General features: G+C 71.8%; 19 protein-coding genes. 14 read left to right on the forward strand and 5 right to left on the reverse strand.

From position 1 onward, the window contains the following. Positions 1-214: 214 nt before the first annotated feature. The 9 genes from FB455_RS02695 to FB455_RS02735 all read left to right on the forward strand — a co-directional run bounded on the left by FB455_RS02695 (position 215) and on the right by FB455_RS02735 (position 9,907). Entirely contained in the window at positions 215-538 is a 324-nt protein-coding gene (locus tag FB455_RS02695) for an NADH-quinone oxidoreductase subunit A (protein ID WP_176739798.1), read from the forward strand. Then, on the forward strand, positions 529-2,127 hold the full coding sequence (locus tag FB455_RS02700; RefSeq protein ID WP_013476060.1) for a hypothetical protein: 1,599 nt from the start codon (positions 529-531) through the stop codon (positions 2,125-2,127). The genes FB455_RS02695 and FB455_RS02700 overlap by 10 nt, the downstream gene beginning before the upstream one ends. Further along, entirely contained in the window at positions 2,120-3,052 is a 933-nt protein-coding gene (locus FB455_RS02705; protein ID WP_013476061.1) for a complex I subunit 1 family protein, read from the forward strand. Before FB455_RS02700 ends, FB455_RS02705 begins: the two co-directional genes overlap by 8 nt. A 1-nt stretch (position 3,053) precedes the next feature. Then, positions 3,054-3,617 carry an NADH-quinone oxidoreductase subunit J gene (locus FB455_RS02710; RefSeq protein ID WP_013476062.1) on the forward strand — a complete coding sequence of 188 codons (564 nt, stop codon included), beginning with the start codon at positions 3,054-3,056 and terminating at the stop codon, positions 3,615-3,617. Continuing rightward, on the forward strand, positions 3,614-3,916 hold the full coding sequence (locus FB455_RS02715; protein WP_013476063.1) for an NADH-quinone oxidoreductase subunit NuoK: 303 nt from the start codon (positions 3,614-3,616) through the stop codon (positions 3,914-3,916). The genes FB455_RS02710 and FB455_RS02715 overlap by 4 nt, the downstream gene beginning before the upstream one ends. Then, positions 3,913-5,853 (forward strand): proton-conducting transporter transmembrane domain-containing protein, encoded by a 1,941-nt coding sequence (locus FB455_RS02720; RefSeq protein WP_013476064.1) that lies wholly within the window; start codon positions 3,913-3,915, stop codon positions 5,851-5,853. The genes FB455_RS02715 and FB455_RS02720 overlap by 4 nt, the downstream gene beginning before the upstream one ends. A 4-nt stretch (positions 5,854-5,857) precedes the next feature. After that, complete coding sequence (locus FB455_RS02725; protein WP_013476065.1) at positions 5,858-7,348, forward strand: complex I subunit 4 family protein; 1,491 nt, start codon at positions 5,858-5,860, stop codon at positions 7,346-7,348. A gap of 3 nt (positions 7,349-7,351) precedes the next feature. Next, positions 7,352-8,761: an NADH-quinone oxidoreductase subunit N gene (locus FB455_RS02730; RefSeq protein WP_030271518.1), complete on the forward strand. Its 1,410-nt coding sequence runs from the start codon at positions 7,352-7,354 to the stop codon at positions 8,759-8,761. Between the two features lie 144 nt (positions 8,762-8,905). Then, positions 8,906-9,907, forward strand: coding sequence for a C40 family peptidase (locus FB455_RS02735; protein WP_013476067.1), 1,002 nt, complete (start codon positions 8,906-8,908; stop codon positions 9,905-9,907). A gap of 79 nt (positions 9,908-9,986) precedes the next feature. Here FB455_RS02735 and FB455_RS02740 read toward each other — a convergent pair whose 3' ends face one another. Further along, on the reverse strand, positions 9,987-11,519 hold the full coding sequence (locus FB455_RS02740; RefSeq protein WP_013476068.1) for a multicopper oxidase family protein: 1,533 nt from the start codon (positions 11,517-11,519) through the stop codon (positions 9,987-9,989). 152 nt (positions 11,520-11,671) lie between these two features. Between FB455_RS02740 and FB455_RS02745 the strand changes: the two genes are divergently transcribed. Together FB455_RS02745 and FB455_RS02750 are read left to right on the forward strand one after the other, a co-directional pair. Continuing rightward, a complete protein-coding gene (locus tag FB455_RS02745) occupies positions 11,672-12,364 on the forward strand; it encodes a response regulator transcription factor (protein ID WP_013476069.1) in 693 nt (230 codons plus the stop codon). Beyond that, positions 12,361-13,476, forward strand: a complete 1,116-nt coding sequence (locus tag FB455_RS02750; protein ID WP_013476070.1) for a sensor histidine kinase — start codon at positions 12,361-12,363, stop codon at positions 13,474-13,476. The genes FB455_RS02745 and FB455_RS02750 overlap by 4 nt, the downstream gene beginning before the upstream one ends. A gap of 22 nt (positions 13,477-13,498) precedes the next feature. On the opposite strand, the gene FB455_RS02755 is transcribed toward FB455_RS02750, so the two are convergent. Together FB455_RS02755 and FB455_RS02760 are read right to left on the reverse strand one after the other, a co-directional pair. After that, the gene (locus FB455_RS02755) at positions 13,499-13,717 is read right to left on the reverse strand and encodes an SHOCT domain-containing protein (protein WP_013476071.1); all 219 of its coding nucleotides are present in this window, start codon (positions 13,715-13,717) and stop codon (positions 13,499-13,501) included. A gap of 84 nt (positions 13,718-13,801) precedes the next feature. Then, positions 13,802-14,020, reverse strand: coding sequence for a DUF2933 domain-containing protein (locus FB455_RS02760; protein ID WP_013476072.1), 219 nt, complete (start codon positions 14,018-14,020; stop codon positions 13,802-13,804). Positions 14,021-14,218: 198 nt separating this feature from the next. Between FB455_RS02760 and FB455_RS02765 the strand changes: the two genes are divergently transcribed. Then, positions 14,219-16,387, forward strand: coding sequence for a heavy metal translocating P-type ATPase (locus FB455_RS02765; protein WP_225319487.1), 2,169 nt, complete (start codon positions 14,219-14,221; stop codon positions 16,385-16,387). Here FB455_RS02765 and FB455_RS02770 read toward each other — a convergent pair. Both FB455_RS02770 and FB455_RS02775 read right to left on the reverse strand, forming a co-directional pair. Further along, the gene (locus FB455_RS02770; protein ID WP_063778291.1) at positions 16,368-17,936 is read right to left on the reverse strand and encodes an ABC transporter permease; all 1,569 of its coding nucleotides are present in this window, start codon (positions 17,934-17,936) and stop codon (positions 16,368-16,370) included. The two genes, FB455_RS02765 and FB455_RS02770, sit on opposite strands and share 20 nt — an antisense overlap. Continuing rightward, on the reverse strand, positions 17,933-18,442 hold the full coding sequence (locus FB455_RS02775; RefSeq protein ID WP_230650666.1) for an ATP-binding cassette domain-containing protein: 510 nt from the start codon (positions 18,440-18,442) through the stop codon (positions 17,933-17,935). Before FB455_RS02775 ends, FB455_RS02770 begins: the two co-directional genes overlap by 4 nt. Positions 18,443-18,910: 468 nt before the next feature. Between FB455_RS02775 and FB455_RS02780 the strand changes: the two genes are divergently transcribed. Continuing rightward, positions 18,911-19,363, forward strand: coding sequence for a DUF2752 domain-containing protein (locus FB455_RS02780; RefSeq protein ID WP_030271525.1), 453 nt, complete (start codon positions 18,911-18,913; stop codon positions 19,361-19,363). A 61-nt stretch (positions 19,364-19,424) separates the two neighbouring features. Further along, on the forward strand, positions 19,425-19,850 hold the full coding sequence (locus FB455_RS02785; RefSeq protein ID WP_071098622.1) for a hypothetical protein: 426 nt from the start codon (positions 19,425-19,427) through the stop codon (positions 19,848-19,850). The last annotated feature ends 36 nt before the right edge of the window (positions 19,851-19,886 follow it).

A 19,886-nucleotide genomic window follows, 5' to 3' on the forward strand; every position in this document is an offset into this window, starting at 1 on the left:
GCCGGACCCGACGATGGGCTTGTCACGTGCCGGGTGAGGGTCCGGTAAGGCAGGGCACCCTCTGATTTCGGCCCAAGATCTCGCACAGTGCCTGACGGCGAGCGGCGAAGGGAGACAGCACCGGCCGGCGGGGCCCCGGATGGCCGAGCGCTCGGTGAGCAGCTTGGGAGTCAGCAGCGCGGAGGGAAGCGGAATGTACGCAGGGGCAGCGAGCATGGCCTTGGTGGCCGCGCTCATTGTCGGCGGTCTGTACCTGGCCCACCGGGCTTTGGCGATCGCTGCCTCACCGCTGGGGAGCGTGCCCTTCCAGTCCGGGTGGCAGCCTGAGGAGCACGCGTTGTCGCGCTACCACGTTCGGTGGTACCTGGCCACGCTGCTCTTTCTCGCGTTCGACGTGGAGATGCTGTTCATGTACCCGTGGTCGGTGGTCGTCGCCCGGCTCGGGGCCACAGCGATCGTCGAGATGTTCGTCTTCCTCGGGGGAGTCTTCCTTGCGGTGCTGTGGGCCTGGCGGGAAGGCGCGCTGCGATGGGTCTGAGCGACGCGGTGAGTCGGCTCGCCGTCCGGCACGCGCACGTGCTTGTAGCAGAGGCGCCGGGGCACTGGGTGACCCGGGCCGCGGTCGAGCGCCACGTCCTGGCGCGCGGCTGGCGGCTGGCTTTGTCCCCGGCAGAGGCCGACATCCTGGCCGTCTGCGGCCCACCGCCCTCGCAGCTGGCGGAGCCGCTGCACCGGCTGTGGGAGCAGATGCCCGGCCCGCGGGCTCGCATCGATGTCGAATCCCCGCATGCCGTCCCGCCCGCCCTCGTCCTAGCGCAGGAAGATCTGCTCGACCTCAACCGGCAGCGGACCGACAGCCAGGACCGGTCATCCGGCCACACCGCGATCGGCCATGCCCACACCGGCGACCAGCTGCCCCACGAACGGCACGCGCCACAGGAGCACGCCGACCACACCCCGGAGCGCCGCCATGGCGGCGGACAGCAGGACGAGGCGGCCCATGAGCCGCACGCCGACCACGGCAACGGCGCCGACTCCGCGGGAAGCCAGGAACGTCCACACCGCGCAGCGCCGGCGCATGAGGGGCACGGCCACGTCGGCCACGAGGAACCGCCACGCGGCGGCGGTGAGCACGCCGACGACGACGGCGGCCAGGGGCATGGCGATCACGGCCACACCGAGCATGGCGACCACGACCAGAAGGCGGCCCGTGGGCAGGCGGGTCATGGTGGTGGTGCGGCGCACCCCGGGCACGAGGACCTGCCCTCTGAGGGCCACGGCGACATGAGCCATGCCGGGCACGCCGCCCACGCCGATTCTGAAGACGTCCATCACAAGGGGATGGGGCAGTCTTCCCACGGCGCAATGACGCACGAGGGCCACGGCGGAATGGAGCATGGCGGCATGGCCCACGGCGGCATGGAGCACGGGGGTATGGACATGGCCCCCGGCGGTATCCCGCTCGCCTCCGGCGGTGAGGACCGCGACGGCTTGGAGATGGACTTCCTGCACCTGCGACTTGGCCCGGTCCTGGCGTACTGGCCGGCGGGCCTCGTCCTGCGGTGCACCCTTCAGGGTGATGTCATCGTCGATGCGGAGACCAGCCTCGTCACCGCGACCGATCCCGCCGCCGAGCCGGAGCGCCGGTACGCGCCGGAGGACCTGCGCCGGTTCGCCGCCAGACGCTGCGACAACGCCGCCAGCCTCCTGGGCCTCGCCGGCTGGGGTGATGCCGCCTCCCGCGCTCGGCGTATCCGTGACGCCCTGCTGTTCACCGATGACCGTGACGGGCCAGCAGGGGAACTCGAACGGCTGCGCCGCGTGGTCGGCCGGTCGTGGTGGCTGCGGCGCTCACTGCACCGCATCGGGCCACTGGATGCGGACGACCTCGCCCGCCGGGGTCTGCCGGCCACCATGGCAGGCGACGTGCGTGACCGGCTGCTGGCCATGCTCAATCACGCGGCGAACAGTATCGGCGGCCAGCGGCCCGCTGGCTCGTCGCTCGGCGTACCCGTCGACGCGATCCCTGATCTCGTACGCGGGTGGGACCTCGCCACCGCCCGCCTCATCGTCGCCAGCCTCGACCTCGACCCCCTCGTCACGGACCGCGAGGTGAGTCATGCCTGACGTCACCGTGCTCCCCGCCGGCTGGGCGCTGGCCGCCGCAGCACTGCTCGGACTGTTGGCGGCCGCGGCCGCCGCCTTTGACGGGTTCCTGGCCTCATGGGCATCCGGCGCAAGCTCCTCAGGGCTGAGTCAGCCGTTCGGTGAGGTGGCCCGGCTGATGCGCCAGCGGCGGCGGACCACGGTAGCGGGGGACAGCCTGCTGTGGCGTATCGGCGGGGCGGGACTGCTGTTCATGGCGTTGATGATCATCACGGTGGTGCCGCTGGGGCGGTGGACGCTGTTCAACCTCGATGTGGGGGTGATCTGGTTCAACGCCATGGACGTTCTGGCGTGGGCGTTCGTGTGGCTGACCGGCTGGGGTGCCAACTCGGCCCACTCCCTGATCGGCGGTTACCGGTTCCTCGCCCACGGCCTGGCCTACGAACTGCCGCTGATGTTCGCGCTCGTGGCACCCGCAGTAGGTGCGTCGAGCCTGAACGTCGGGACGATCGCCGCCGCCCAGCAGGGCCTCTGGTTCGTCGTCTGGATGCCGGTGGCCTTCCTCGTCTTCTGCCTGGGCGTCCTCGCGATCGCCGTCTGGGGACCCTTCTCCCCGGCCCTCGGCGCCGACGTGGCCGGCGGTGTGACCGCCGAACTGTCCGGCGTCGACCGGCTGCTGTTTCAGGGTGGCCGGTACGCGCTGCTCGCCGCCGGGGCCGCGTTCGCGGTGCCGATGTTCCTCGGCGGCGGCGCCGGCCCGCTGCTGCCCGACTGGGCCTGGGTGCTGATCAAGACCCTTGCCCTGCTGGCCGCATTGGTGTGGCTGCGCCGCCGCCTGCCCGCGGTACGACCGGACGTGTTCATGGAGGTCGGGTGGATCGTGCTGCTGCCCGCGGTGCTGCTGCAGGACCTGGTCGTCGCGGTCGTCGCCGTAGGGAGGGGCTGAGGTGGTCACCCACGTCGTGTTCTGGGCCCTGGCGGTTGTCGCCGTGCTCGCCGGCGCTGCGGTGTTCGTCGTCGACTCGATGGCCCGCGCCAGCTACGCGCTCGCCGTGTCGTTCATCGCCGTCGGTCTGCAGGTGCTGCTGATGCAGCAGAACTACGTCGGGGTGGTGACGATCCTGATGATGGTCATGGAGATGGCCGTCATGGCGGTCTACATGGTCATGTTCATGGGCATGAACCCGGCGCTGATGCCGATGAGCATGGTCCACGACAACCGGCACGCCCTGGCGGTGTCCATCGGCGTGTTCGTCCTGCTGGCCGCCGGGGTGCTGCTCGTGCCGTGGCCCACGCGGCGCGGTGCCCCGCCCGTCGACGTCACCGAGGCGTTGGGGGAGGAATTGATGGGTCCGAAGATGCTGGTCATGACCGGCGTTGGGGCGGTCATGGCGGTGACCATCGTCGCCGGCGTGGTCCTCGCCGCCCACCGGACCCGCTACGACCGGTTCGGCGACGACCTGCGCCGGCGACCGGCCGACGACCCGCAGCCCGGAGGGGTCGGCCGATGACCCTGCAGACCGTGCTGCTCGTCGCGGCCGCGCTGTTCAGCGTCGGCCTCTACGGCGCCCTGTCCCAGCAGGTCGTCGTCATGGTGATGATGGGGCTGGAGCTGATGCTCAACGGTCTCATCCTGGCCGGCGCCGGATTCTGGTGGTTCCTCGCCCCGCACCCGTCCGGGCAGGTCCTGCTGCTGGTCATCATCACGGCGATGACCGTCGAGATGGCGATGGGCTTCGCCGTGGCCACCCACCTGCACCGGGTACGCCGCACCGACATGACCGACATGGCCGCGGACCTGTCCCGATGAACGGGCTTGCGCAGGCGGCGCTCTGGTCACTGGTGGCCCTACCGGCTGGCGTCGGCGCGTTGCTCGCGTTCGACCGGCGGGCTGACCGGCTCGCGGCACCCGTCGCGCTCACCGTTGCCACCGGGTCGGTGGCCCTGTCGGCGGTGGTCGGGGTGGCCCGGCCGCGGGTGGCGGCGCCGTTCCTCGCCGGCACCGAGTTCGCGCTCGCCGTCGACGGGCTCGCCGCCCTGGTGCTGCCGATGTTGACGGTGGTCACCCTGCTCGTGCTACTCGCCGCAGCAGGGGAGATCCGCCGCTCCCGGGCCCGCTTCCACGGCCTGATGCTGCTCTTCGCCGCCTCCGTCGCGCTCACCGCCACCGCGGCGACGCTGCCCACCCTGCTGTTCGCCTGGGAGATCATGGGCGCCGCCTCGTACGCCCTGATTGGGTTCTGGTGGCGCGACTCCGACCGGGTGTCCGCAGGCCTGACCGCGTTCGTCACCACGCGCGCCGCCGACCTGGGCCTCTACCTCGCCGCCGGCGCGGCCCTCGCGGGCGGCGCCGGTCTGGCGTTGCGCGATTTGCCCGACAGCAGCCCCGGCTGGCGGCACCTCATCGCCGCCGGGATGCTCATCGCCGCGCTGGGCAAGGCCGCGCAACTGCCCTTCTCGTTCTGGCTTTCTCGGGCGATGGCCGGCCCGAGCCCGGTCAGCGCGCTGCTGCACTCCGCGGCCATGGTCGCCATGGGCGGTTACCTGCTGCTGCGCGTCGAGCCGCTGCTGGCCACGACCGGGTGGGCGGGCCCGGCCACCATGTGGGCCGGAGCGGTGACGGCGCTCCTGCTGGGGGCGGTGGCGGTCGCCCAGCGGGACCTCAAGCAACTCCTCGCCGCCTCCACCTCCGCCCAGCTTGGTTTCGTGGTGCTAGCCGCCGGGGCCGGCGGGATCGCGGGCGGCGCGACGCACCTGATCGCGCACGCCGCCACCAAGGCCTTGCTCTTCCTCGCGGCCGGAGCTTGGCTGACGGCGCTGGGCACCAAGCAGCTCGCCGGGCTGCGCGGGGTCGTCGCTCGGTGGCCGTGGGTCGGGTGGACGGCAACCGTCGGTGCGCTCGCGCTCGCGGGGATGGCGCCGCTGTCGCTGTGGGCGACCAAGGACGAGGTCCTCGCGGCGGCCCTCGAGCAGTCGCCGTGGCTCTACGCGGTGGGGTTGGCCGCGTCGGCGCTCTCCGCCGCCTACGCGGGGAAGGTGCTGGTGGTCATCTGGCGGCGGGTCCCCCCCGACCAGCAGGCCGACGTCGACGCCCACCGGGACGAGGAGGAGACGGCCACCAGGCGGGTCGGCGTCCTACAGCAGGCGCCGCTGGTCGCGCTCGCGATCGGTGCGGGGTTCGCTGGCCTGCTGGCTCTGCCACCGGTCGGCGCCACGGTCGCGCGGACCGTCGGGCAGCCGGAGAAGTTCCACGTGTCGCTGCCGGAGCTTGGGGTGTCGGCGGTGATCGCACTGGTCGTCGTCCTGGCGGTCGCCCGCCGCCCGATCCCCGAGCCGCGCTGGGCGCTGCACTGGCTCGGGCTGGAGCCCGCAGCACGAGTCCTGGTCGTCCGACCGACGCTGCGCTGCGCCGAGGCGTTGGCCCGTTTCGACGACCGGGTCTTGGACCGGGCCGCGGTAGCCCTGGCGCGCACGGTGCTGAGCCTGTCCCGCCGGGCCGGCTCGTTCGACGACCGGGTCCTCGACCGGGGCGTCGAATTCGCCTCGGCCCGGACGCTACGGATGGCCGCTCGGGCCGGCCGGGCCGACGACCGGTGGCTCGACGGGGCGGTGGAGGCGTTCGCCGCCGGGATGCGCCGGCTCGGGCAGTTCGCGCGCCGGCCGCAGACCGGACAGCTCTACCAGTACTACCTACAGGCCGTCGTGGTGCTCCTCGTCGGTGTCGTCGTCCTCGTGGTGTTGGGGTGAACCCGTGCTCAGCGTGATTGTCTTCCTTCCCCTGTTCGCAGCGGTGGCACTGGTCGCGCTGCCGCGGCTGGGAGACACCGCGGCGCGCTGGACCTGGATCGCCGTGACCGCCGTCGATCTCGCGTTGATCGCCGTCGTCTGGTGGCGTTACCACACCCCGCCGACCGGTGAGCTCGCCTTCGCCGAGCGGGCGGCGTGGATTCCCGGCGTGAACAGCAGCTACCACATCGGTGTGGACGGGCTCTCGCTGCCGCTGGTGGTGATGACCGCCGTGATCTTCCTGGCCTGCGCGGTGTACGCACTGCACGAGCGACACCGGCCCCGAGGGCAGGCGGCGCTGTTTCTGTTCCTGCAGAGCGTCAGCCTCGGTCTGTTCGTCGCCGCCGACCTGGTCCTGTTCTTCGTCTTCTTCGATCTGTCCATCGTCGGCATGTACTTTGTCATCGCCGGCTGGGGCCATGGCAACCGGGCACACTCGGCGCTGAAGTTCTTCCTCTACACCTTCCTCGGCTCCCTCGCGTTGCTGGTTGGGTTCATCGGCCTGTACGTCGCTGCCGCCCCGCACACGTTCGACATGCCGGAACTCGTCGCCACGCCGCCGTTGCAGGGCCGGCCGGTCGCGGGTGGGCTGGTGCTGGCGGCGATCCTGCTCGGTCTGGCGGTGAAGACGCCGACCGTGCCCTTCCACACCTGGCTGCCGCCGGCACACACCGACGCACCGGCCGTCGGCTCGGCGGTCCTCGCCGGGGTGCTGCTGAAGATGGGCACCTACGGCTTCGTCCGCATCGCCATGCCGATGCTCCCGCAGGCGTGGAGGGCGTGGGCCTGGGTGGTCGTCGTCGTCGGCGTCGTGTCGGTGCTCTACGGGGCGCTCGTCGCGCTGGCCCAGTCCAACGTCAAACGCATGATCGCGTACACGTCGGTCAACCACATGGGCTACATCGTCCTCGCCGTCGGCGTGGCCGGCCTGGTCGCCGCCGACACCGCCCAGGCTCGCGGCGTGGCGGTCGTCGGGGCGGTCACCCAGATGGTCAGCCACGGCCTGATCACCGCGGCGCTGTTCCTGCTCGCCGGCGTCCTGCGGGACCGCGCCGGCACCTACGACATGCGTGACTTCGGCGGGCTCGGCGCGCCCGCGCCGACCTTCGCCGCGCTGTTCGCCGTGGGTGCGTTCGCCTCCCTCGGCCTGCCCGCCTTCTCCGGCTTCATCGCCGAGTTCCAGATCTTCACCGGCAGCGTCGCCGCGGCACCGGTCACCGCCGTCGCCGTGCTCGGCATCCTGATCACCGCGGCGCTGTTCCTCCGCGCGCTGCAACGCGTCTTCACCGGCGACACCACCGGCAGGTCCATCGGGTTCACCGACCTGCGCGCCCGCGAACTCTGGTCGGTCGGGCCGCTGCTGCTGCTGTCCCTGCTGATTGGGGTGCTGCCGCGCCCGCTGCTCGACGTCATCGAACCGGCAGCCCACGCCGTCGTCGGCCTGCTCGGGCGGTGACCGGTGGAAACGGAGATGATGCGACCGCTGCTGCTGGTCCCCGAGATGCTGCTCGCCGGCGGCGCCCTCGCCGCTCTGATCGGCGGTTCCTTCGTCCCCCGCCACCGGCAGTGGATCATCCGGATCTTCACCGCCGTCGTGCTCGTCGCCACGATCGTCGTCGCCGCGATCCAGTTGGGCGAGCCGGCGACGAGCGCCTTTGACAACTCGTTCGCCGTCGACACGGCCACCGGGATCGCCCGCATCCTCGCGGCGTCCGGCACCCTGCTCATCCTGGCGATCGCGGCCGACGAGATCTCCGGTACCGCGCGGGAGAGCGAAACCTACAGCCTGCTCCTGTTCTCCACCGCCGGCGCGGTGCTGCTGGCCGGGGCGAACGACCTGCTCGCCCTCGCCGTCGGGTTCCTGCTCGCCAGCATCCCGCTCTACGCGCTGATCGGTCTTGCCCACACCGCTGCCGGCGCCGAAGCCGCGCTGAAGACGTACCTGTTGGGAGCCTTGTTCGGGATCCTGCTCCTGCTGGGCGTCACCGTGCTGACCGGCCTGTCCGGCACCACCACCTATCCCGAACTTTCGCAGCGCCTGCCGGACATGCCCCGCGGGGCGGTCGCGGTCGCTGCGGTGGCTCTCCTCGCAGGGCTGATGTTCAAGGCCGGCGGCGTACCCGCGCATTTCTGGGTGCCCGACGCCGCGCAGGGCACCTCCGCCACCGCGGCGACGTTCCTGACCACCGTTCCGAAGATCGGCGCGCTGATCGCCGTCTTCCGACTCGCCGGCGTCCTTCCCACCTCCGTGTCCTGGGCGGTCGCGGTGGCTGTCGTGGCAGCCGTCAGCATGACCCTGGGAAACCTGGCCGCCTACTGGCAATCGGACCCACGCCGGCTGCTCGGCTGGTCCACCGTCAGCCAGGTCGGGTTCCTGCTCGTGCCCATCGTGGCCATTGGACGAAGCGACCTGGCACTGCCGTCGCTGCTGCTGTACCTGGCCGGCTACACGGTGACGAACATCGCCGCGTTCGCGGTCACCGCCGCCCTTCCGGAGCACCGCGACCTCACCGACTTCCGGGGCCTGGCCTACCGGCGGCCGGGGCTCGCCGCGGCCCTGCTGGTCGCCCTCCTCGGCCTGGTGGGCACCCCGCCGACGGCGGTGTTCGTCGGCAAGCTCACCACCGCGACCGCCGCCTGGGACGGCGAGTACGCCTGGCTCGCCGTCGTCGTGTTCGTCAACAGTGTGCTCAGCCTCTTCTACTACCTGCGCTGGATCGTTCCCGTGTACCGAGAGCCCGGCGACTCGGCGGTGACCTCCGAGGCCGTCCTGCGGCGCGTCACGGCGCGGACGGCCATCCTCGCGTCGGCCGTCAGCCTGGCGCTGGGGCTGGTGGCCGGACCGCTCTGGTACGTGGTCAGCCGCTAGCCCTCGGTGACACTTTGGCTGCTCGGGCCGTCCCCTCTTCAACTATCGGCCAATAGTAGGTAAGGATGTGGGCGAACCCGCCGCGGGTGGGGCCGCTACCGCGCAGCCCCGCCCGCTTCCCAAGGCCAGAAGGAGTCCGTGCTGGTGGCATCCCTGCCCCTTCGCCGTCCCCCCGCGAGCCACCCGCCCGTCCGTCGCGGCGGGCTGGCCCGCCGTGCACTCGTCCTGCTCGCGGCCGCTGCGCTCGGCGCCGGGCTCCTGGCGGCACCGGTCCACGCCGCGCCCTCGGCGGACGAGATCGAAGCGCAGATCGACAAGCAGTGGGAACAACTCGAGCCCACCATCGAAGGCTTCAACAAGGTGCGGGCCCAGCTGAAGGTCAACCAGAAGAAGGCGGCGGACCTCGAGAAGAAGATGGCCCCGCTGGAACTGGAGTCCGCGCTGGCGATGAACCGGGTCGGCGCTATCGCCGCCCGGTACTATGTGCGGGGCCCCTCGCAGGAACTGGGTGCCCTTCTGGTGAGCACCAAGCCTGGGACCCTCGCCGAACAGTTGGTGATCCTCGACCGGCTTGCGGCCCAGCAGCACCAGGAAATCGCCGGTGTGCTGGCTGTCCGCGACCGGTACCAGGCGCAGAAGAAGAAGCTGGACGAGCTGATCGCCGCGGAGGTCAAGCAGCAGGACGAGTTGGCGGCGAAGAAGAAGCAGATCGACGCCGAGATCAAACGCCTGACCGCGTCGCTGCCGAAGACGACGGTGAAGGTAACGGGCTGCCCCACTATCAGCGGCGTGGTCAGCAGCGCCGCGCAGACGGCGATCCGCGTCGCCTGCCAGCAGGTCGGCGACCCGTACGTCTGGGGGGCCGACGGCCCGGACGCTTTCGACTGTTCTGGGCTCACCCAGTACGCCTACAAGGCCGCGGGTATCTCGCTCACTCACTTCACCGGCGCGCAGTGGAACGAGGGTCGGCCGGTGTCCCGGGCCGACGCCCGCCCCGGCGACCTGATCTTCTTCTTCAGCGACCTGCACCACATGGGGCTGTACCTGGGTAACGGCCTGATGGTGCACGCGCCGCGGGCCGGTAAGCCGGTCAACGTCCTGAGCATCACCTACATGCCGGTCGCCGGCTTCCGCCGCGTCACCTGAACCGTCGGTCGATGACAGGAGGCTCCCATGGCCGAAGGCCGCGGGAGCCTCCTGTCACCCCGGGGGATAGGTCAGGCTGTTACTCCTGGTACGCCAGGTTGATCATCATGCCGGTCTCGGCGTGGTAGATGTTGTGGCAGTGGGTCATCCACTGGCCCGGGTTGGTCGCGTCGAACTCGACCGCGACGGTCTGCTTCGGCACCACGATCACCGTGTCCTTGCGGACGCCGGTGTCGGTGACGGCGAACGTGTGGCCGTGCACGTGCATGGGGTGGAACATCGTGCTTTGGTTGACGAACTCCAGCCGCACCCGCTCGCCCTGGCCGACCAGCAGCGGGTCGAGCTTGTCGGTGGTGGTGCCGTTGATGGTCCACCGGTAGGGCATCATCGAGCCGCCCAGTTCCAGGCGGTGCACCCGATCGGCCTTGCGGCGCTCCAGTTTGACGGCGTCGGCAGGGCTCAGGCCGCCGGTGAGCAGCACTCGGAGGTCCAGCTCCGCAGGGTGGACAGTCGCGGCCGGCGGGCTGCCGGCGCCGGTGCGGACCACGGCCACGCCTTGGCCGCTCTTGCCTTCGGCGACCGCGACCAGGGGAAAGACGCCGTCGCCGAGGTCCACGGTGACGTCCGCCCGTTCCCCCATGCCGAGCACCAGGGCGTCGCAGGTGGTGGGGGTGACGGGGAAGCCGTCGGTGTGGGTGACGGTGAGACGGTGGCCGCCGAGGGCGATCCGGAACGCGGTGTCGGAGGCGGCGTTGACGAGGCGGATCCGCACCCGCTGGCGCGGTCGACCGGTCAACGTCACCGGGGCGTCCGGTGCCCTGCCGTTGATCAGATAGTGCGGGTAGACCACGTCTCCTGCCCCACCTAGCAGGGGCGAGGTCATGCTCTCCATGCCGCCCATCGACATGCCGCTCATGCCGCCGTGCTCCATGCCGGCCATGCCGTTCATGCCGGCCATGTCGTCGTGGCCGCCCATCGACTGCAGCGACGCCAACACGTCGTCGGGTGTGCGGCCGGTGCCGTCGACCCAGTCGTCGAGCACCACGATCCACTCCTGGTCGTACCGGCCGGCCTCGTGCGGGTCGTCGACCACGAGCACACCGTAGAGAGCGCGGTCAAGCTGGACTCCCGAGTGCGGGTGGTAGAAGTAGGTGCCCGGGTCAGGGGCGGTGAACTCGTAGGTGTGCGTTCCGCCCGCAGCGATCGACCGCTGGGTCACTCCGGGCACGCCGTCCATGTCGTTGCGCAGCGCGACGCCGTGCCAGTGCACGCTCGTCTCGGTGGCCAGACCGTTGGCCACCTCGACGCGGAGCACGTCGCCGGCCCGCGCGCGCAGCAGCGGACCCGGCGCGGAATCCTGGTAGCCCCAGGTCTGCACCTGCCGGCCGCCGAGGTCGAGGGTGACCGGGCGCGGGTTGAGCCTCGCGGACACGGTGCGGGCGCCGGCCCGCCGTCGCGCTGCCTCGGTCCGGGCCACCAGGTCCCCGCCCGGAGCCACGAGACGGGGGTCGAACAGCCCGCCGGCCCAGGCGGCGGCGCCGGCCGTGCCGGCGATACCGACCGTGCCGGCGATTCCGGCCAGCAGTCGTCGGCGGGTGAGGGTGGGGGACATGGCTGCTCCTTCGGCTGCGAGGAACCCTGTCTGCAGCCTGACCTTCGCCGCGGGCCGACGGCCACGTCGCACGGCTTTCTTCAGTGAATCTTCATGAGCGATCGCCGGTGACCTGGGTCCGCCCGGCCTGACCGGCAGGGCAGGATTGGCCCATGGGTGTACGTGTGCTGGTGGTCGACGACGAGCGCAGCCTGGCCAAGGTCGTCGCCAGCTATCTGGAGCGCGACGGTCACGAGGTGAGCTGCGTCTTCGACGGCCGGTCGGCGGTCGCGGCCGCCCGGCGGGACCGGCCCGACGTGGTGGTGCTGGACCTCGCCCTGCCGGGCCTGGACGGCATCGAGGTCTGCCGCCAGATCCGCACGTTCACCGACTGCTACGTGGTCATGCTCACCGCCCGCAGCGAGGAGGTCGACAAGCTCATCGGCCTCGGCGTCGGCGCGGACGACTACCTGACCAAGCCGTTCAGCCCGCGCGAACTCGTCGCCCGGATCCGCGCCATGCTGCGCCGTCCCCGCGCCGCCGTGGCCCCGGCCGCGGAGCAGTCGACCCGGACGGTCGGCGGGCTGCGGGTCGACCTGGCCGGCCGTGAGGTGTACGTCGACGAGCAGCCCGTGGAACTCACCCGGACGGAGTTCGACCTGCTTGCCGCGTTGTCCGCGCAGCCGGACACGGCGCTGCGCCGCCGGCAGCTCATCGACGCGGTGTGGGGTGCCGACTGGGTCGGCGACGAGCACCTCGTCGATGTGCACATCGCCCACCTGCGCCGCAAGCTCGGCGACGATCCCGCCGGGCCCCGGTTCATCCGCACCGTCCGCGGCATCGGCTACCGGATGGGGCGGGGATGAGACGACAACTGGGACTGCCGGGCCGGCTTCTCGCCGCCCAGGCCCTCGTGGTGCTGGTCGGCGCGGGAACCCTCGGCCTGGTGGCGGCCGTGGTCGGGCCGGCGATCTTCCGGAGCCATCTGAGGCGGGTGACCGGTCCGGTCGACCCCGGGACCGCTCATCACGTCGAGCAGGCGTACGCCTCGGCCAGCGCCCTCGCCCTGGGGGTCGCGATCGCCGTATCGCTGCTCGCCGCCCTCGCCGTCAGCGCCTACCTGGCTCGCCGCCTTGCCCGACCGGTCACCCAGTTGGCGACCGCCGCCGCGGACGTCAGCCGGGGCGACTACGCGGCACGGGTCAACGGTCCCGGCCTCGGTCCGGAGTTCGACACGGTCGCCGCCGCCTTCAACACGATGGCCGCCCGGCTGGCCGACGCGGAGGCGACCCGCCGCCGTCTGCTGGCCGACCTCGGCCACGAGCTGCGTACTCCGTTGGCCACCATCGAGGCGTACGTGGACGCGGCCGAGGACGGGATCGCGGTCGAGGGCGAGGACACCTGGACGGTGCTGCGGGCGCAGACCACCCGGCTGCGCCGTCTGGCCGAGGACGTCGTCGCGGTGTCCCGCGCAGAGGAGCACCAACTCGACCTGCGCCCCCGACCGGTCGCCGTCGGTGAGCTGGTCAGCGCTGCCGTGGCCGCCGCCCGGCCCCGGTACGCGGCGAAGGGCCTCACCCTGCACGAGCAGGTGGCACCGGACGTCGGAGTGGTCGACGCCGACCCGGTACGGATGGGGCAGGTGCTGGGCAACCTCCTCGACAACGCCCTGCGCCACACCCCACCGACCGGGCGCGTCAGCGTGCACGCCACCCGGGCTGCCGACGAGGTGCGCGTCAGCGTCACCGACACGGGAGACGGCATCGACGCGCGGCACCTGCCGCACGTCTTTGAACGCTTCTACCGGGCGGACGCCGCCCGGGACCGCGAGCACGGGGGATCGGGCATCGGGTTGGCCGTCGCCCGCGCTATCGTGACCCAACACGGCGGCAGGATCACCGCCGCCAGTGAGGGCCCCGGCCGGGGCGCGATGTTCACCGTCGCCCTGCCCGGCGCAGGGCCCGCCGCAGGCAGCTGACGAAGCGCGTGGGGGAGGCCCGTCAGCGCAACCCGTCCAGCCTGCGGCGGTACTCCTCGTCGTCCAGCTCGCCACGGGCGTAGCGCTCGGCCAGGATCCGCCGGGCGGAGTCGCCGTGGTCCGTCGCGCGTCGGCCGGTGCCGACCGTGAGCCAGACCGCCGCGACGATGATCACGGCCAGGACCAGCCAGCCGACCATCATCAGACCCATCGGCCAGAACCAACCGTTGCCATCATGCATGTGGGTCACGTCCTTTCCGCTGTCGGACCCTGCTGTTCTCCTGGACCTGACGGCGTCGCCGGCATACCCGTCGCCGCTGCCGGCTCACCTGACCGACGAATTCGTCTCCGACGGGCCGCGGCGCTCGCTGCCACCGGAGTGACCGCTGTGGTCACCGTGGCCGCCGTGCATGAACAGCATCATCAGCGGGCAGGCGAGCGCGAGCAGCCCGTACGCCACCGAACGTGCCGGCACGCCGATCGCCAGCGCCCCCGCGATGAGGATCACCAAGGCGGTCACGTACAACGGCAGATGTCGCCTCATCACCGGTCTCCTTTCTCGTAGCTCCCAAACCGAGCCTGCTCCCGGGTTCCGCCGGGCGGCAGCGCCTACCGGCCCCGGCCGTACGGTCGAAGGTCCTACCCCCTCCGGGTAGCGGTAACAGGAAGCGCTCAAGACCACGTACCAGCAGCCTTGCCCTATACCCCCTAGGGGTATATGTTCGAGGCGGAGGTGGACCTCATGACACGCCACGACACCCACCATGCCCCGCTCGCGACGGCACCCGAGCACCCGCACCCCGCTCACGGCCACGTCGCCGAGCGGCACGCAGATCACACGCCAGAGCGTCGCCCGCCGGATCAGCCCCAGCACCACGACCACCACGGGGGACACGGCGGCGGACACGACAAGCACGCCGGGCACGACCCGGAGCAGTTCCGGCGCAAGTTCTGGCTGAGCCTGGCGCTGACCGTGCCGATCGTCGCCACCAGCCACATGATCATGGACTGGTTCGGCTACACCCTCGACTTCCCCGGCATGACCTGGGTCGGGCCCGTCCTGGGGTCCCTGGTCTTCGCCTACGGCGGCTGGCCGTTCCTGGCCGGCGCCGTTCGGGAGGTCCGCGACCGGGCTCCCGGCATGATGCTGCTGATCGCGATGGCGATCACCGTCGCGTACGCCGCCTCGCTGGCCACGAGCCTGGGTGCGTTCAGCCTCGACTTCTGGTGGGAACTCGCCGCGCTGGTCACCATCATGTTGCTCGGGCACTGGCAGGAGATGAAGGCGATCGGGCAGGCCCAGGGCGCCCTGGCGGCCCTCGCCGCCCTGCTGCCCGACGACGCCGAACGCCTCGACGACGCCGGGCAGCCGCACCGGGTGCCCGCCGGCGACCTGCGCGTCGGCGACCTGGTCCTGGTCCGCTCCGGCGGCCGGGTTCCCGCCGACGGACGGATCGTCGACGGGGCCGCCGAACTCGACGAGTCCATGGTCACCGGCGAGTCCCGGCCCGTGCCCCGTACGGTCGGCGACAAGGTGGTCGCCGGCACCGTCGCCACCGACTCCACCCTGCGGGTCCGCGTCGACGCCGTCGGCGAGGACACCGCCCTGGCCGGCATCAGCCGGCTCGTCGCCCAGGCGCAGGCGTCCGCCGGCCGCGCGCAGGTGCTCGCCGACCGGTTCGCCGCCTGGCTGTTCTACCTCGCCACCGCCGCCGCGCTGATCACCTTCGGCACCTGGTGGGCACTGGGCGACGTCAACGAAGCCGTGGTCCGTACGGTGACGGTTCTGGTGATTGCCTGCCCGCACGCCCTCGGGCTGGCCATCCCGCTGGTCATCGCCCTGTCGACCGCGGTGTCGGCGAAGGCGGGCATCCTGGTCAAGGACCGCATGGCGCTCGAACGCATGCGTGGCGTGGACGCGGTGCTGTTCGACAAGACCGGCACCCTGACCAAGGGCGCCCACACCGTTACCGCCACCGCCGCCACCGCAGGGCTCACCGAGGACGAGGTGCTGCGGGTCGCCGGCGCGGTGGAGGCCGACAGTGAGCACCCGCTCGCCCGGGCCCTGGTGCGGGCAGCCCAGGGGCACGGTCTGATTGCCACGGCGCGGGACTTCCGCTCCCTGACCGGACGCGGCGTCCAGGCCGTGGTCGACGGCACCTCCTACGCGGTCGGCGGTCCGGCGCTGTTGCGGGAGCTCGATGCCACTGTGCCCGCCGACCTGGCGGACGCCAGCAGCCGGTGGTCGGCCCGCGGCGCGGCCGTCCTGCATCTGCTGCGGCTGCCGGCGGACGGCCGACCCGAAACGATCGGCGCGTTCGCGCTGGAGGACGAGGTCCGGCCGGAAGCCCGGGAGGCGATCACCGAGCTGCGGGAACAGGGCGTCAAGAAGATCGTGATGATCACCGGAGACGCCCGCCCGGTCGCCGAGGCGGTCGCCGCCGACCTGGGCTTCCGCCCCGGTGTGGACGAGGTGTTCGCCGAGGTGCTCCCGGCGGACAAGGACCGCGCGGTCGCCGACCTGCAGGCGCGGGGCCTGACGGTGGCCATGGTCGGCGACGGGGTCAACGACGCGCCCGCCCTGGCCCGCGCCGACGTCGGCATCGCGATCGGCGCCGGCACCGACGTGGCCATCGAATCCGCCGGTGTCGTCCTGGCCTCCTCCGACCCGCGCGGCGTCACCGGCGTGATCCGGCTGTCCCGCGCGTCCTACCGCAAGATGGTGCAGAACCTGGCCTGGGCGGCCGGCTACAACGTGGTCGCGATCCCCGTCGCGGCCGGCGCGCTGGCGTGGGCGGGCGTGGCGCTCAGCCCGGCGGTCGGCGCGGTGCTGATGTCCGCCTCCACCATCGTGGTGGCGCTCAACGCACAACTGCTCCGACGGGTCCGCCTCACCCCCGGACGCCGTTGAACGTCCCGCTCTGGCCCGGCCGGCTCGCCGCAGGCCGGGCCAGAGCCGTCACGAGGGATCCGGGCGGCGACACGGACCGCCGGTAGGCGACCGCGACGGCCAGGGACAGCACCACGATCCACCCGGAGGCCAGCACCAGCGCGCCGAGTTCGTCGAACCCCCGGGTCAGCGCGCCGTCGAGGAGAACCCTGACGCTGCCGTAGCCGGGAAGCGCCTTCGCCCAGGACGGCGGCTGGGAGCGCAGCATCGGGCTCTGGCTGATGCCGAGGTCGAGAAAGGGCAGCAGAAACGCCATGAACACCCCACCGACCCGGCCGAAGACCGGCGCGAGCAGCGCACCGACGAGCGCGTACGTGCCGGCGACCAGAAGGTTCCCGGCGGCGTACACCGGCCAGCGGACCGCGTCGAACACCGACGCCGTGGTGGCCAGCGACACCACCGTGGCCAGCAACGCCGCGGCGGCGAGCACCCCGAGCCGGCCGGCCAGCAACGCCGCCGGACGCAACCCCGCCAGGGCCGCGCGGCGGTCGCCGGCGCGGCTGTCCAACAGCGTGAACAGACCGGCCAACGCCGCCAGCGAGGCGACCGCGATGGGCGCCATCGTCGCCCCGTGCACCTCGGGCATCGGGTAACTCCCGGCCAGCCGCCGGCCGTGCTCCCGCACCGTCACCGTGATGGGCTGGTCGGGAGTGATCGCGTCCGCCAGCAGGATGAAGATCACCGGCACCGCGACGTAGAGCGCCCACAGGGCCGGATTGCGGCGGGCGTCGCGCCACGCCGCCCGGCCGGCGCCCGCAAGCTGGGCCCGCCACCCGCCCGGCCGCTGCCGGCGACGGGGCTGCCCGGCGCGGCGGGTACGCCGCACCGCGAGGGTCCAGGCGACCGCGACCGCCGCGACGGTCCACACCAGGGCCCAGCCGACGTCGCCGAGCCGGCCGGCGTGCCCCGACGGGAGATCCACCATCCACGAGGTGACGAAATGCGTCGGCAGTATCCGGGTGCCCACCCGCTCCTGGGCCCCCATCGCCGGGCCGAGAAAGACGTCCAGGATCCAGATCAACAGCACCACCACCGAGCCGTTGACCGGGTTGCTCACTAGCGTTCCCACGGCCGTGCCGATGGCGACGTAGATGACCGCCGCCATGAGTGTGCCGACCACCACGTGCCCCGGGCGGTCGATACCGGTCCGGAGCGCGAGTGTGACCAACGCGATCGCGCTGACCAGCACGGCCAGCGCCAGCCCGGTGAGAAGCCGGGCCGCGACCATGCGTGCCGGCCGCAGCCCGGCCAGCACCACCCGTTGGTCAGTGTCGCGGGTGGCGGCGCTCTGGAAGTACATGCCGATGCCGGCGAGGAACGCCGCCGACCACGCGGCGGTGGCGTTCTCGACCGCCGCGCCGCCGCGGCCGCCGAGAATCCGCGCGGCATCGGCCAGGGTGCCCGCCACCACCGCCACGAAGACCACGGGTACGACGACCAGCAGCAGCAGGTTCACCCGGTTGCGGGCGTAGTCGGCCAGGAACCGCCGCACGAACGCCAGGACGGTCACCGGGATGCCACCCGGCCGTCCGTGATGGCCACGATCCGGTCGAAGCGCTCCTCGTCCACCACGAAGTGGCTGATGACCAGTGCGCTGCGGCCGGCCCGCCGGCGCTCGCCGACCAGGTCCCAGAACTTCTGGTACGTGTCCCAGTCGAAGCTCGCGTAGGGCTCGTCGAGCAGCATCAGTTCCGGGTCCGGCAGCAGGGCCAGTGCCAGGTTGAGCTTGGCGAGGGTTCCGCCGGAGAGCCGCTCGGCGCGGGTGCGGGCGTACCGGGGGAAGCCCAGTTGGTCATACAACGACTGCCGGGACCGCTCCGTCTCCTCCTCGGCCATGCCATAGGCGTGGCCGAACAGGTCGAAGTGCTCGTCGCAGGTCAGCCGCGGATACAGCTGCGGGCTCTGCGGGCAGTAGCCGATCCGTCCGCGGTGCGACACGGTCCCCGCGTCTGCGCGTAGCGCGCCGACCAGAATCTTCATCAGGGTGCTCTTGCCCGAGCCGTTCTCACCGATCACCCCGACCACCTGACCTGGCCCCAGGTCGAGATCCACCCCACGCAGCACGGGCAACGCCGCCGGAACGGTCCCCGACGGTAGGACTTGCGCAGGCCCCGGGCCGTCAGCACGGCCGTCCCCGGCGGCCGGTCGGCTGCGGATTCCTCACCGCCGGTCACAGGTCACCTCCGTGCGCACGGGGTGGTGGTGCGAGGGTTCGTACTGCCCCAGCTTAGGGGCGGTGGGGGAGGGGTACCGCCGTTACGCCGGGCCCGTCTGCAGCGGCTGCCACCGCGCACGGTGAGGGCGACGGGAGTGTCCCGGGTGGTTCCGCGCGCCTGCCCGGCATCCTGGTCTTCGTGGTGTGGGTCCCCTCGGCAGGGTGCCCATGCGTGCCATCTACTATGCGTGATTAGTAGACGCGTGTCGGGATCGCTCGTTCCTGCCCATCTCGGCACGTGTGCTCTCGTGACACACGAGGAGGTGGCGATGCGACAGGTGGCGGGTTACCCCCATCGCGCGACGCAGCGCGCGGCGACTCTGGCACTGGCCGGCGCCATCGGCGCGGCGGCGGCGTTCGTCCTTCGCTTCGATCCGACCGACCGGGTCGCCGACCCCACCGGCCCCTGCCTCTGGCACGCGATGACCGGCATCAACGGTCCGGGTTGCGGCGGCACCCGAATGTTCTACTACCTGCTGCACGGCGACCTCCTCGAAGCGGCCCGCCACCATCTGGCCGCTCTGATCGCCGTTCCCTTCCTTCTCTACGCGGGCATTCGCTGGGCCGGCGTCGCCTGGTTCGGGCGGGAGTTGCCTGCGCTGCGGTTGTCGCCACGCGTCTACTGGATCTATGGTGCCGCCTTCCTGCTCTACAGCACCGTGTTGCGCAACCTGCCGTGGCCACCGTTCAGCTGGTTCGACATCCCGAACCTGACCCCTTGATGCGGCGGCTTCAGACCTCGATCTCTGGCAGGCGGATTTGCACCGACTATCCTGGTACAGCATGAAAAGCGCGAAGGCGGGCGCGTCGGGCGGGCCGGAGCAGCGCGCGGCCCTGTGGCTGATGCTGCTCGTCGCACTGGCCTTCGGTGTTCTCGGCATGCACACCGTCGGCCACCATCCCAGCCTCAGGGGCTCCGGCGTCGAAAGCGCGATGGCGGACCTGCGGCACACACCCGTGGTGCCGGCAGGCGAGCAGAGCCTCAGCGGCTCGGACGGCCACGGTCGCGGCGTTGACGCATTCGCCGTATGTCTGGCGGTGCTCGGCGCGGCGGTCGTTCTCGCCTCCCTGTCGATGCTCCGGCGGTGCCGACGAGAACTGCCCGTATCCGCACGCGCCAGGCAGTGGACGTGGGGTCGAGGATGTGGCCCTCCGCCCCGACCTCCCCTCGGACTGCGGATGACCGCGGTGTCGGTCCTGCGGACATAGACCCTCGCGCGCCGCCAAGCCCCCATCACAGGACCG

The organism is Micromonospora sp. CNZ296 (genome assembly GCF_007827635.1).

What these genes read in the sequence shown, in the direction of transcription:
- FB455_RS02695 (WP_176739798.1), top strand. Translation starts at nt 215, where the DNA reads ATGGCCTTGGTGGCCGCGCTCATTGTCGGCGGTCTGTACCTGGCCCAC.
- FB455_RS02700 (WP_013476060.1), top strand. Translation starts at nt 529, where the DNA reads ATGGGTCTGAGCGACGCGGTGAGTCGGCTCGCCGTCCGGCACGCGCAC.
- FB455_RS02705 (WP_013476061.1), top strand. Translation starts at nt 2,120, where the DNA reads ATGCCTGACGTCACCGTGCTCCCCGCCGGCTGGGCGCTGGCCGCCGCA.
- FB455_RS02715 (WP_013476063.1), top strand. Translation starts at nt 3,614, where the DNA reads ATGACCCTGCAGACCGTGCTGCTCGTCGCGGCCGCGCTGTTCAGCGTC.
- FB455_RS02720 (WP_013476064.1), top strand. Translation starts at nt 3,913, where the DNA reads ATGAACGGGCTTGCGCAGGCGGCGCTCTGGTCACTGGTGGCCCTACCG.
- FB455_RS02740 (WP_013476068.1), bottom strand. Translation starts at nt 11,519, where the DNA reads ATGTCCCCCACCCTCACCCGCCGACGACTGCTGGCCGGAATCGCCGGC.
- FB455_RS02745 (WP_013476069.1), top strand. Translation starts at nt 11,672, where the DNA reads ATGGGTGTACGTGTGCTGGTGGTCGACGACGAGCGCAGCCTGGCCAAG.
- FB455_RS02750 (WP_013476070.1), top strand. Translation starts at nt 12,361, where the DNA reads ATGAGACGACAACTGGGACTGCCGGGCCGGCTTCTCGCCGCCCAGGCC.
- FB455_RS02755 (WP_013476071.1), bottom strand. Translation starts at nt 13,717, where the DNA reads ATGCATGATGGCAACGGTTGGTTCTGGCCGATGGGTCTGATGATGGTC.
- FB455_RS02760 (WP_013476072.1), bottom strand. Translation starts at nt 14,020, where the DNA reads ATGAGGCGACATCTGCCGTTGTACGTGACCGCCTTGGTGATCCTCATC.
- FB455_RS02765 (WP_225319487.1), top strand. Translation starts at nt 14,219, where the DNA reads ATGACACGCCACGACACCCACCATGCCCCGCTCGCGACGGCACCCGAG.
- FB455_RS02780 (WP_030271525.1), top strand. Translation starts at nt 18,911, where the DNA reads ATGCGACAGGTGGCGGGTTACCCCCATCGCGCGACGCAGCGCGCGGCG.
- FB455_RS02785 (WP_071098622.1), top strand. Translation starts at nt 19,425, where the DNA reads ATGAAAAGCGCGAAGGCGGGCGCGTCGGGCGGGCCGGAGCAGCGCGCG.